Source organism: Pseudoxanthobacter soli DSM 19599 (assembly GCF_900148505.1).
GTDB classification, from domain to species: domain Bacteria; phylum Pseudomonadota; class Alphaproteobacteria; order Rhizobiales; family Segnochrobactraceae; genus Pseudoxanthobacter; species Pseudoxanthobacter soli.
The window spans coordinates 712,201-724,579 of the sequence record NZ_FRXO01000001.1; the positions used below are offsets into that span (position 1 = coordinate 712,201).

Genomic DNA, 12,379 nt, shown 5'->3' on the forward strand with positions numbered 1-12,379 from the left:
AAGTATCAGAGGTCATAAAGCCCCTTGGCGATCTCGGTTCCCGCATGGAACGCGAGAAAGTCGGCGAAGATCGCCGTGTCGTGCTCGGGGTCGATCGGCATCCGGCCGACGACCCAGCCGAACAGGGTCTGGTCGGGCACGTCCATCAGCGCCTCGAACACGGCGAGCTGGTCGTCGGACCAGCCGACGATGCGGGCATCGACATAGGAGCCGAGCAGCAGGTCCATCTCCCGCATGCCGCGATGCCAGGCCCGGAACAGCACCTTGCGGCGGCGCGCATCGACTTCGGCGCTGGTGACGGATGTGCCGGTCATGGAAGCTGAACTCCGCTGCGGCCCCGAACGAACGGGGAACCGCTGCGGTCATAGCGCCGTCGGGCGCGGCTGTCAGCAGGCGTTTGACGGCGGCGGCGGCTGTGACGCACAAGCGCCCGGCAACCGCGCGGGATGCAGCCCGCGCAGGACAGCGGCACCGACGACGCGGCGTTGCCGGAGGATCGGGGCGTCACCCGCCTCGCCCACCGGGCAACCGCGCTCGCGATGCCCGATGCGGTGGCGAGCGGCGTTGTATTCAGTCGATCAACGTGAACGAGTCGGTCGAATCCGACCGTTTCAGTCCGGACGCCGCTGATGCGGACGGTGGCGGCGGCGCATGGGAAGCAGCGGCGGAACTGCCCGGGCTGAACGTCAGCAGGGTGTCGTAGTCGACATGGACGAAATCGTCGCCATCGGTGTGGTGAACCATCCTCGCCGGGATGACGTCGCACGCCTCGACGGACTTGAAATCGTAATATTCCCAGAGATCCTTCCAGAGGCTCGGCCAGTCCTTGTAGTATCCCTCGCCGATATCGTATTGGCCGATATTGGGGTCGAACAGGCTGCCTCGCCTGTCGTCACCTGTGGTGTAGGCGGCCATCGCATGGGCCATCATCTTCTTCGACAAAATGCCTGTCTCGAAGCCGACCCTGTAATATTTCAGACCGCTCTCATGCCCGGACCGCCAGAGCTGCGGATCGGTCGGAGCGCCCGGCATCCCTGGATCGCAAATCTTCAGGCCAGCCGAACTTCTCTTGGTGTCATGAGCTGTCACGATTTCGTGATGACTTTTGAACGGATTGGAATACTTCTCCCAGAATCGCCGGTCGCCATCGTTCAGGTAATAGCTGCTCAGCCATTCCACGCTCGCCCCGTAGCACACGCCGGGTAGGTGGAGCGGGCTGTCCGTGAGAAGCCGGAAATGCTGCAGGAAGCCTCTGCCTGGGGCTGTCCGCGCGTACATTTGCACCTTTGTCAGCATGTACACTTCCGATTTCAAGAGGCCACCCTCAAGTAATCGTAGAAGACAATCCGAGAATGCGAAAGGGGTGAATCGTCCCGCAACGGCGAAACGTCGTCCGGTAGAACGACCGCCAAGGCGCAGGACAGGCGCTGCCCGCAACGGCAATCGCGGCGCGGGGACGGGCTCTCACCCGCCGTCGCGACAGGGACCGGACCTTAGAGCATATCCCGTCCAGATCGGATCGATCTGGACGGGATATGCTCAAGCTTTTGAATCTGGCGCGATTTCTTGTCGATCTGATGATTCCATCAGATCGTAAAGCGCTCTAGCGGGAGACCGGCCGGCCTTCCCTCAGGCCGCGGCGATGCCGACGCGGGCGGGATCGTAGGCGAGGATCGGGGCCAGCCAGCGCTCGGCCTCCGCCAGGCTCATGCCCTTGCGGGCGGCATAGTCCTCGACCTGATCGCGCTCGATGCGGCCGACGCCGAAATAGTGGCTGCCGGGATGGGCGAAATAGAGCCCTGAGACGGCGGAAGCCGGCCACATGGCGTAGCTCTCGGTTAGCTTGATGCCGGTCGCGGCCTCGGCATCGAGCAGGCGGAACAGCGTCGCCTTCTCGGTGTGGTCGGGCTGGGCCGGATAGCCCGGCGCCGGGCGGATGCCCTGGTACTTCTCGCCGATGATATCGGGATAATCGAGCGCTTCGCCGGCGGCGTAGCCCCAGAGTTCGCGGCGCACCCGGGCGTGCATCGCCTCCGCGAAGGCCTCGGCCAGACGGTCGGCGAGCGATTGCGACAGGATCTTGGAATAGTCGTCGTTGGCGCGCGCGAAGCGCTCGGCGACGGCATCCTCGCCGAGACCGGCGGTGACGGCGAAGCCGCCAACATAATCCGCGATGCCGGAGCCGACCGGGGCGACGAAATCGGCGAGTGCGACATTGCCGCGGTCGCCGGAGCGGGCCATCTGCTGGCGCAGGGTGTGCAGCACGGCGAGCTTCTCGGTGCGGCTGTCGTCGGTATAGAGCACGATGTCGTCGCCGTCGGCGTTCGCCGGCCAGAACCCGACGACGCCGTTCGCCGTCAGCCAGCGCTCGCGGACGAGCTGCGCCAGCATCCGCTGCGCATCGGCGATCAGCGCCTTGGCCGCCGGACCGACCTTGGGGTCTTCCAGCACCAGAGGATAGGTGCCCTTGATTTCCCAGGCGGACAGGAACGGCGTCCAGTCGATATAGGGCACGATCTTGTCGAGCGGGACGTCGTTGAAGGTTCGCGTGCCGATGAAGCGCGGGCGGGTCGGGGTATAGCCGGACCAGTCGAGCTTCGGCGCACGGGCGCGCGCATCGGCGATGGAAAGCCGGCGGCGGTCGTCCTGCGCGCGGGCGTGGCCCTCGGCGATGGCGGCATATTCCTTGCGGACCTCGGCGAAGTAACCCTCGCGGTCGGAGAGCAAGCGCGACACCACGCCGACGGCGCGGCTGGCATCGGTGACGTAGACGGTCTGGCCGCGGTTGTAATTCGGGTTGATCTTCACCGCGGTGTGGACGCGGCTCGTGGTCGCCCCGCCGATCAGCAGCGGCACGTCGAAGCCCTCGCGCTCCATCTCGGCGGCGACGTGGCACATCTCGTCGAGGGACGGGGTGATGAGGCCCGAAAGCCCGATCACGTCGACCTTCTCCTTGCGCGCCCGCTCCAGGATGGTCGCGGTCGGCACCATCACGCCGAGGTCGATCACCTCGTAATTGTTGCACTGGAGCACGACGCCGACGATGTTCTTGCCGATGTCGTGGACGTCGCCCTTCACGGTGGCGAGCAGGATCTTGGCCTGAGCCGGGGCTTCCGACTGGCCGGAGAGGCGCTTCTCCTCCTCCATGAACGGCATCAGATAGGCCACGGCCTGCTTCATGACGCGGGCGGACTTCACCACCTGGGGCAGGAACATCTTGCCGGCGCCGAACAGGTCGCCGACCACGTTCATGCCGCTCATCAGCGGGCCCTCGATCACGTCGAGCGGGCGCTTCGAGCCGGCGCGGGCTTCCTCGGTATCGGCCTCGATGAACTCGGTGATGCCGTTGACCAGCGCGTGCTCCAGCCGCTTCTCGACCGGCGCCTCGCGCCACTTGAGATCGACCTCGCGCTGCTTGACGCCGTCGCCCTTGAAGCGCGCGGCGGCTTCCACCATGCGGTCGGTCGCATCCGGCCGGCGGTTGAGGACCACGTCCTCGCAGAGTTCGCGCAGCTCCGGGTCGATGTCGTCGTAGACGGTGAGCTGGCCGGCATTGACGATGCCCATGTCCATGCCCGCGCGAATGGCGTGGTAGAGGAACACCGAGTGCATCGCCGCGCGGACCGGTTCGTTGCCGCGGAACGAGAACGACAGGTTGGAGACGCCGCCGGAGACGTGGGCGCCGGGCAGGTTCTGCCGGATCCAGCGCGTCGCCTCGATGAAGTCGACACCGTAATTGTTGTGCTCCTCGATGCCGGTGGCGACGGCGAAGATGTTCGGATCGAAGATGATGTCGGCCGGATCGAACCCGACCTCGTCGACCAGGATGTCGTAGGAGCGCTTGCAGATGTCGATCTTGCGCTGGTAGGTGTCGGCCTGCCCCGTCTCGTCGAACGCCATCACCACGACGGCGGCGCCGTAGCGGCGGACCTTGCGCGCCGAGGCGATGAACGCCTCCTCGCCTTCCTTCAGCGAAATCGAGTTGACGATGCCCTTGCCCTGCAGGCACTTCAGCCCGGCCTCGATCACGCTCCACTTGGAGGAATCGACCATCACCGGCACGCGGGCGATGTCGGGCTCGGAGGCCACGAGGTTGAGGAAGGTCACCATGGCCTTCTCGGAATCGAGCAAGCCCTCGTCCATGTTGACGTCGATGATCTGGGCGCCGTTCTCCACCTGCTCGCGGGCGACGTCGAGCGCGGCGGCGTAGTCGCCCTCGCGCACCAGCTTGCGGAACCGCGCCGAGCCGGTGACGTTGGTGCGCTCTCCGACATTGATGAAGGTGGCGATCGGAGCGGTCATGAGCGTGTTTCCGGCGGTGGGATCGAAGGACGTCGGGTGCGGGAGACGGCCGCGGGCGTTCAGCACCCGCGGCCGGTAGCAGGGTAGGCCGTCAGGCCGCGATGTCGAACGGCTCGAGGCCGGACAGCCGCAGCTTGCGGGCGAGCGTCGGCACCTTGCGCGGCGCCTTGCCGGCCACCGCCTGCGCGATCGCGCCGATATGGGCCGGCGTGGTGCCGCAGCAGCCGCCGACGACATTGACGAGCCCGGCCTCGGCGAACTCGCCGACCAGCGCCGCCATCGCCTCCGGGCTCTCGTCGTACTCGCCGAACTCGTTCGGCAGCCCCGCGTTCGGATAGGCCGAGATCAGCGTATCGGCCACGCGCGACAGTTCGTCGACGTGGGCGCGCATCTCGCGTGCGCCGAGCGCGCAGTTGAGCCCGACCGAGAACAGGTCGGCATGGCGGACCGAGTACCAGAACGCCGTCGGCGTCTGGCCGGACAGCGTGCGGCCCGACAGGTCGGTGATCGTGCCGGAGACCATCACCGGCAGCTTGAAGCCCTTCTCCTCGAACACCTCGTCGGCCGCGAACAGCGCCGCCTTGGCGTTGAGGGTGTCGAACACCGTCTCGATCAGGATCAGGTCGGCGCCGCCGTCGACGAGCCCGCGCACGGCCTCGCCATAGGCGATGCGCAGATCGTCGAACGTGACGGCGCGGTAGCCGGGATCGTTGACGTCCGGCGAGATCGACGCGGTGCGGTTGGTGGGACCGATGGCGCCGGCGACGAAGCGCGGCTTGTCCGCCGTCGAGGTCGCGTCCGCCGCCTCGCGGGCGAGCCGCGCGCCTTCGCGGTTCAGCTCGTAGGCGAGCGCCTCCATGCCGTAATCGGCCTGGGCGATGGTGGTGGACGAGAACGTGTTGGTTTCGACGATATCGGCGCCCGCCGCGAAATACTGGCGGTGGATGTCGCGGATCGCATCCGGCTGGGTCAGGATCAGAAGGTCGTTGTTGCCCTTCAGGTCGCGGTCCCAGTCCTTGAAGCGCTCGCCGCGGAAGGCGGCCTCGTCGAACCGCCGGCCCTGGATCATGGTGCCCATGGCGCCGTCGATGACAAGGATGCGCTCGGCCGCGATGGCCTTGAGTTGCGCCTTCAGCTTCGCGGCGGAAGCAGCGTCATGTGCCCTGACAGTCATGGTTCACCTCCGGACCGCTTCCCCGCCGGGCGATGAGCCGGCCGGAAGGGAAACGCTCGCATCGAAAGCCCGGAACACCCCGGCGCGAACACGCCCGGAGCGTTCGAGGAAGGACAGGGATCAGGCCGCCACCGCCGCCGGCTGCGGGCGCAGGCCCAGCAGATGGCAGATGGCATAGACCAGATCGGCGCGGTTCATGGTGTAGAAATGGAAGTCGGTCACGCCGCGATCGACGAGATCGAGCACCTGCTCGGCCGCCACCGCCGCAGAAACGAGCTGCCGCGTGCCGGCATCGTCCTCCAGCCCCTCGAAACGCCGCGCCACCCAGGCCGGAACGCTCGCCCCGGTCCGCTCGGCGAACCGCGTCACCTGGGCGAGGCCGAGGATCGGCAGGATGCCGGGCACGATGGGAATCGAGATGCCCGCGGCGCGAACCCGCTCCACATAGGCATCGTAGAGGTCGTTTTCAAAGAAGAACTGGGTGATGGCCCGCGTCGCGCCGGCATCGACCTTGCGCTTCAGAAGATCGATCTCGCTCGCCCAGTCCGGGCTCGCCGGGTGCCGCTCGGGATAGGCGGAGACCGAAACCTCGAAATCGCCGATCGCGCGGATGCCCTCGATGAGTTCCGGCGTCGAGGCGAAGCCGTCGGGATGGGGATGATAGACGGCGCCGGGCCCTTCCGGCGGATCGCCGCGCAGCGCCACCACATGGTGCACGCCCGCTTCGCGATAGCCGCGCACCACGTCCTCCACCTCCGCCCGGGTGGCGGCGACGCAGGTGAGGTGCGCCGCCGGCTTCAGCGCGGTTTCCCGCACGATGCGGGCGACGGTGGAATGAGTGCGCTCGCGGGTCGAACCGCCGGCGCCGTAGGTGACCGAGACGAAGTTCGGCGCCAGCGGAGCCAGACGCTGGATCGCGGTCCACAGCGTCTTCTCCATCTCGTCGGTCTTCGGCGGGAAGAACTCGAACGAGACGTTGATGGGCGCATCGCCCACCGCCCGGCTGAGGCGGGTGTGGCCGGACGTCGGAGAATCGGGCGTCGGCAGGTCGGTCATCGAAGGGTCTCCAGTCATGCGGTCCGGACCGCGGTCCGGGCGCCATCGGCCCGCTCCCCGGCGATCTCGATGCGCGGATCGCGGGCGAGCCAGATGGTCACGGTGAGGGTATCGGCGGTCTCGTCGGCGGCGACGAGGTCGCGGGTCGACACGGGTTCGAGGCCGGCGGCGCGAATCCAGTCCTCCACCGTGGCGTGGTCGAAGCCGAGCCGGCGGTGAGCGTGGTCGGAGCGCAGGAACTCCAGCCCGTGGGGGGCGAAATCGGTGATCAGGAGCCGGCCGCCCGGCCGCAGCATCCGCGCCGCCTCGCGCACCGCGCGGGCCGGATCGTCGAGGAAGTGCAGCACCTGATGGATCGTCACGAGATCGAACGAGCCGGGCGTGAGCGGAATGGCGTAGACATCGCCGTGGCGGACCTGGACGCTCGGCGACGGCGCGCCCGCAGGCTGGCCGCGGCCGTCGCCGGTGCGGTCGAGATTGGCGCGCGCGACGGCGAGCATCGGCTGGCTCTGGTCGATGCCGATGCCGTGCTGGTAGAGGTCGCCGAACAGTTCGAGGATCCGCCCGGTGCCGGTGCCGATGTCGAGCATGGCGTTGAACGGCCGCTCGCCGATCGCCTCGCGCATCGCCCGCTCGACGGAGGCCTCGGAGACGTGCAGCGAGCGCAGTTCGTCCCAGCTGCCGGCATTGGTGGCGAAATAGGCGGCCGCGGCCTCGGCATGGGCGCGCTTCACGGCATCGAGCCGCTCCAGATCGCGCCGGAGCAGCGGCTCGCCACGGTCGAGGGACCCGACGAGACCGGCGGCAAAGCCACCGTTGCGCCCGGTCTCCGCAAGACGATAATAGGCCCACGCACCTTCGGGATAACGCCGCACGAGATCGGCTTCCACGAGGAGCTTGAGATGGCGCGAGATGCGGGGTTGGCTTTGACCGAGAATGGTCGTCAAATCCTTGACCGTCAGATCGCCTTCCCGCAGCAGGGCGAGGATGCGCAGGCGCGTCGGCTCGCCAGCGGCCTTGAGGGCCGCGACGAGCGTATCGAGATCGACGGCGGGTGCGTTGCCGGGCATCGTGGCCTTCGGAGCTGCGCCATTTCGCATGGCTGATATAAAGATATCTTTATCTCTTATTTCGCACGAACGCAAGTTGGCAGCCCCGCCCCGCCCCTGCCGGGAGAGCGCCGGCGCGCCCTGGCGCCGGCCCGCGACAAGACGGCGCCGCCGTATTTGCGGCGCGTTGCCATGACCACCATCTACCGGAGTGCCGCTTGCCGGAGTGCCGCTTGCCGGAGTGCAGCCTGCCGCCGTCGCGTCCCTGCCCTTCCCCGCCTGCCCGATCTGGACGCACCACCGTGCGAACGCCGGAGTTGATGATGAGTCCCAGTCCCGCCGAGGAAAGCCGCACGGTCGCCGTTTCCATCGCCGACCGCATTTCCGCCATCGGGCGGGATGCCTGGGACAGCCTCGCCAATCCGGGCTGGACCATCGGTCCGGGGGGACGGATCGAACGGACGGACGCGGCGGCGCGGCCGTTCAACCCGTTCGTCGCCCACGACTTCCTCGACGCGCTTGAAGCCTCCGGCACGGTGGACGCGGCAACCGGATGGATGCCGCAGCACATCTTCATCGCCGAGGACGACGGCACGCCGCGGGCGGCCGTGCCGGCCTATCTGAAATCGCACTCGCGCGGCGAGTATGTGTTCGACTGGGGCTGGGCGGACGCATTCGAGCGGGCCGGCGGACGCTACTATCCGAAGCTCCAGGTGGCGGTGCCGTTCACGCCGGTGACGGGCCCCCGGCTGCTGGTGAAGGAAGACGGGAACGCCGCGGCCGGCCGCGCGCTGCTGGCCGGGGCGCTGGAACAGGTGGCGGTGGCGCGGCGCGCGTCGTCCGTGCACGTCACGTTCCCGGAGGACGAGGACTGGCAGGCGCTCGTCGAGGCCGGCTGGCTCGCCCGCTACGACCATCAGTTCCAGTGGTTCAACGAGGGTTACCGCGATTTCGAGGATTTCCTCGCCGCGTTCGCGTCGCGCAAGCGCAAGCAGATCCGCCGCGAGCGGCGGGAAGCGCTCGCAGACGGGATTTCCATCGTCCACCGCACCGGCGCGGACATCACCGAGGCCGACTGGGACGCCTTCTACGAATTCTACACCGACACCGGCGCGCGCAAGTGGGGCACGCCCTATCTCAACCGCACGTTCTTCTCACTGATCGGGGAGCGGATGGCGGAGCGGATCCTGCTGATCTTTGCCGTGCGCGACGGCCGGCCCATCGCCGGCGCGCTCAACCTGATCGGCTCGGACACACTGTTCGGCCGCTACTGGGGTGCGGTCGAGGACCATCCGTTCCTGCATTTCGAGGTCTGCTATCATCAGGCGGTGGAGTTCGCGCTCGCCCACGGCCTGTCGCGCGTCGAGGCCGGTGCGCAGGGCGAGCACAAGGCGGCGCGCGGCTATCGCCCCGTGCTGACGCGCTCGGCCCACTGGATCGCCCACGGCGGCCTGCGCGACGCGGTAGCCGATTTTCTGGCCCGCGAGCGGCCGGCGGTGGAGGCCGAAACCGAGTACCTGGCCGAGACCGGGCCGTTCCGGAAGAATTTCGCCGCCTCAACGGACGAGGAGGCAGACCGGGACGGGAAGGCGACGTAATATTCACTCTTCGCGGCGAAGGTGGAGGCTGCCCTGGCGTTCGCCGGCTTCCGCCCGGAAGGCGGACCGGGGATGCCGCGCGGCGCGCGAAGGCGGCGTGCGAACGCCCCAAGAGACGCCCGAGGAAACGCCCGAGACGTAGACGCAGACGCCCGCTCATCCGCCCAGCAGCGCGACATCAACACGCGACGATCAACCGATGACCGAACACCGCCCGATCTTCTCGATCCACGTTCCCAAGACCGGGGGCACCACCTTCGCGGAGGTGCTGAGCCACGCCTACGGCGCCCGGGTCGCGTTCTCCTACGGCCGTGACCATCCGCGCACGCATCCGCGGATTCGCGAGTCCGGAGCCACCATCGACCAGGCCGCGGCGCGCGCGCTGGCGAGCGACGGCGTGCTGGTGGTGCACGGGCACTTCACCGTCGCCGATCTCGTGGAGGTCGAGCCCGATCCGAGCCGCTACTGGATCTGGCTGCGCGACCCGATCGAGCGCACCATCGCGCAGTACCAGTTCTACAAGCAGCAGGCCGGCGGGCGCTCCAAGCTCGGCCGCGCGGTGGCGAGCGGCAGCGTGACGATGGCGGGCTTCGCCGCCCATGCCGCGATCCGCAACCTGCAAACCCGCTATATCGGCTCGCTGCCGATCGGCGCGTTCGGCTTCGTCGGCATCACCGAGCATTTTTCCGCCGGGGTGGAAATGCTGGGCCTGCCGCTGCCGGGCGGCAAGCGCATCCTGCCAGACGTGGACGGCGGGCGGCCGAGCGCCGACCGCGCGACCCGCGCGGCGATCGCCATGGAGAACATTCCCGATCTCGCGCTCTATTCCGAGGCGACCCAGGTGTTCCTCAGCCGGTTGAAGATTCGCGACGAGGTGAAGGCGCCGCGGGCGCTGAGCGCGCTCGCCCGCCTGTTCGGCCGGCGGCAGAAGCGCGACAGCCTGCCGGAGCCGGATGCGGGATCGGCGGATTCCGCCTATGACCGCGTGCAGTTCACCACGAGCCTGGACCGCACGGTGCCGCGCGCCTAGAGCCCGTCCCGTTTGGATCGAACCGAGAATCCGGAGCGATTTTCCGGTCGATCGGATGATTCCATCCGGTCGGAAAGCACTCTAAAGGCAATATGCCTGCCGCATTCAGGCCGCCCGTTGCCGGATGGCGGAGGGCCGGCCGGCCCCATCGCCGGACGGAGCGCCGGCCCACGAGGAGACCATCGCGTGTCGGATTATGACGACCAGAACGTGTTCGCCCGCATCCTGCGCGGCGAAATCCCCTCCCACACGGTGTTCGAGGACGACGGCTTCGTCGTGATCATGGACGCGATGCCCCAGGCGCCCGGCCACTGCCTGGTGATTCCGAAGGCGCCCTCGCGCAACCTGCTCGATGCCGACGACGCGGTGCTCGCCAAGGCCATCGCTCTCGTCAAGAAGGTCGCAAGGGCCGCGAAGACGGCGTTCGCCGCCGACGGCATCAACATCATGCAGTACAACGAGCCGGCCGCGGGCCAGACCGTGTTCCACCTGCATTTCCACGTCATTCCCCGCCACGCCGACGTGCCGCTGAAGCCCCACACCGGGCAGATGGCGCCGGCCGCGGAACTCGCCGCCAGCGCCGGCAAGCTGAAGGCCGCGCTCGAGGCGCTTTGAGCCATCGGACGGGAGCGGCCGGGCCGGGGCAGAGTGGGCATCCGCCCGCGCAGGGACCTTCGCTTCGGTGCCGGCCCCCTTGGCATTCGTGCCGGGGGCCGTTGGCATTGATGCAACACCCGGCGCCGCCGGACGCGGCGGCGCGCGTGCACGCTGCGATGCCCTTCCCGCGGGCAGTTCTCTCGTATAAGTGAACCTCCGCGAAGCGGGCCGCCCCCGGCCCTCAGGAGACCGTTCTTCATGCTCCAGAAAGCCACCTATTCCGATCTCGCCGGCAAGACCGTGTTCATCACCGGTGGGGGCAGCGGCATCGGCGCGGCACTGACGGAAGCCTTCGTGCTGCAGGGCTCGAAGGTGGCCTTCGTCGACATCGCCGAGGAGCCGAGCCGCGCCCTGGTCGAACGCCTCGAACGCGAGACCGGCCGCGCGCCGCTGTTCATGCCGTGCGACATCCGCGATGTCGCGGCGCTGCAGGCGGCGATCGCCCGCGCGGGCGAGGAACTCGGCGATATCGGCGTGCTGCTCAACAACGCCGCCAACGACCAGCGCCACAAGCCGGAAGACGTCACGGTCGAGTACTGGGACGACCGCATGGCCATTAACATCCGGCCGATGTTCTTCGCCATCCAGGCCGTGGTGCCGCAGATGAAGCGGCTCGGCGGCGGCTCCATCGTCAATTTCGGCTCGGTCTCGTGGATGATCCCCCAGGGCGGGATGCCGGCCTACACCACGGCGAAGTCGGCGGTGCAGGGCCTGACGCGCGGTCTCGCGCGCGATTACGGCCCGTTCCGCATCCGCCTCAACATGCTGGTGCCGGGCTGGGTGATGACCGAGCGCCAGCTCACCCTGTGGGTGACGCCGGAAGGCGAGGCCGAGATCGACCGCAACCAGTGCATCAAGGACCGGGTGATGCCCGAGGACATCGCCGACATGGCGCTGTTCCTGGGCTCCGACGCCTCGTCGAAGTGCACGTCGCAGGAATTCATCGTCGACGGCGGCTGGATCTGACCGCCCGCGGCCATCGCCGCCCGAACGATATCGAACACGGCAGACGGCCGCCGGGGATAACCCGGCGGCCGTTTCGTTTTTTAGACCGGTGCGGCGATCAGGCGTGGAGCGGCTGCGCCCGCGCCGGCGCGCCCTCGGCGGTGATCACGAAGCGGGTCAGGCACTGGCTGCGGTGGCTTTCGGAAATGCGCCGCCAGGTTTCCTCGGCGTCGCGGCGCGTGGGGAACGGGCCGAACACGTTCTCGGTGCCGGGAACGAGATCGGTGAAGTTCATGTCGCGGTACTTGCCGCCGACGACCCAGAAGCGGATGTGATGGTGCATGACACTCTCCCTCTGCGCCCCTGCCGGGCGCGCGAAACGGGGTGAAGAACGGAGGGACCGAAGGCTCGCGCCGGATCCCCGCTGAATGCCCGCCGCCCCTGCCCGCCTCGGTGCCGGCCCTCGCTCAGGCCTGCCTCCGCTTCGGGGAGCCTCTCCGCCGGGCCGGATCGATCCGGCCGGGACGGAGCCCGCTCCGGGGCGCCGGGATCGGCGACGGCATCGCGC

General features: G+C 68.3%; 9 protein-coding genes and 2 pseudogenes. 4 read left to right on the forward strand and 7 right to left on the reverse strand.

Annotated features, from left to right (window positions below; genetic code table 11):
* Positions 1-5 precede the first annotated feature (5 nt).
* The 6 genes and pseudogenes from BUF17_RS02985 to BUF17_RS03005 form a co-directional block, all read right to left on the reverse strand.
* The gene (locus tag BUF17_RS02985; RefSeq protein WP_073625671.1) at positions 6-314 is read right to left on the reverse strand and encodes an FAD assembly factor SdhE; all 309 of its coding nucleotides are present in this window, start codon (positions 312-314) and stop codon (positions 6-8) included.
* Between the two features lie 256 nt (positions 315-570).
* The gene (locus BUF17_RS22465) at positions 571-1,296 is read right to left on the reverse strand and encodes a hypothetical protein (RefSeq protein WP_139282381.1); all 726 of its coding nucleotides are present in this window, start codon (positions 1,294-1,296) and stop codon (positions 571-573) included.
* Positions 1,297-1,629: 333 nt separating this feature from the next.
* A pseudogene (metH, locus tag BUF17_RS02995) lies at positions 1,630-4,287 on the reverse strand (methionine synthase); the annotation flags it as partial.
* A 105-nt stretch (positions 4,288-4,392) separates the two neighbouring features.
* Positions 4,393-5,476: pseudogene (locus BUF17_RS23475) on the reverse strand (homocysteine S-methyltransferase family protein); the annotation flags it as partial.
* Positions 5,477-5,596: 120 nt separating this feature from the next.
* Complete coding sequence (metF, locus tag BUF17_RS03000; RefSeq protein WP_084563848.1) at positions 5,597-6,532, reverse strand: methylenetetrahydrofolate reductase [NAD(P)H]; 936 nt, start codon at positions 6,530-6,532, stop codon at positions 5,597-5,599.
* 14 nt (positions 6,533-6,546) lie between these two features.
* Positions 6,547-7,602: an ArsR/SmtB family transcription factor gene (locus BUF17_RS03005; RefSeq protein ID WP_073625673.1), complete on the reverse strand. Its 1,056-nt coding sequence runs from the start codon at positions 7,600-7,602 to the stop codon at positions 6,547-6,549.
* Between the two features lie 302 nt (positions 7,603-7,904).
* Here BUF17_RS03005 and BUF17_RS03010 point away from each other — a divergent pair, with 302 nt between their 5' ends.
* The 4 genes from BUF17_RS03010 to BUF17_RS03025 all read left to right on the forward strand — a co-directional run bounded on the left by BUF17_RS03010 (position 7,905) and on the right by BUF17_RS03025 (position 11,832).
* Positions 7,905-9,179, forward strand: a complete 1,275-nt coding sequence (locus tag BUF17_RS03010) for a GNAT family N-acetyltransferase (RefSeq protein ID WP_139282382.1) — start codon at positions 7,905-7,907, stop codon at positions 9,177-9,179.
* A 199-nt stretch (positions 9,180-9,378) separates the two neighbouring features.
* Positions 9,379-10,209 (forward strand): sulfotransferase family 2 domain-containing protein, encoded by an 831-nt coding sequence (locus BUF17_RS03015; protein WP_073625675.1) that lies wholly within the window; start codon positions 9,379-9,381, stop codon positions 10,207-10,209.
* A 186-nt stretch (positions 10,210-10,395) separates the two neighbouring features.
* The gene (locus tag BUF17_RS03020) at positions 10,396-10,824 is read left to right on the forward strand and encodes an HIT family protein (protein WP_073625676.1); all 429 of its coding nucleotides are present in this window, start codon (positions 10,396-10,398) and stop codon (positions 10,822-10,824) included.
* Between the two features lie 240 nt (positions 10,825-11,064).
* Positions 11,065-11,832 (forward strand): SDR family NAD(P)-dependent oxidoreductase, encoded by a 768-nt coding sequence (locus tag BUF17_RS03025; protein ID WP_073625677.1) that lies wholly within the window; start codon positions 11,065-11,067, stop codon positions 11,830-11,832.
* A gap of 97 nt (positions 11,833-11,929) precedes the next feature.
* Here BUF17_RS03025 and BUF17_RS03030 read toward each other — a convergent pair whose 3' ends face one another.
* Entirely contained in the window at positions 11,930-12,154 is a 225-nt protein-coding gene (locus BUF17_RS03030; RefSeq protein WP_073625678.1) for a DUF4170 domain-containing protein, read from the reverse strand.
* Positions 12,155-12,379: the final 225 nt, after the last annotated feature.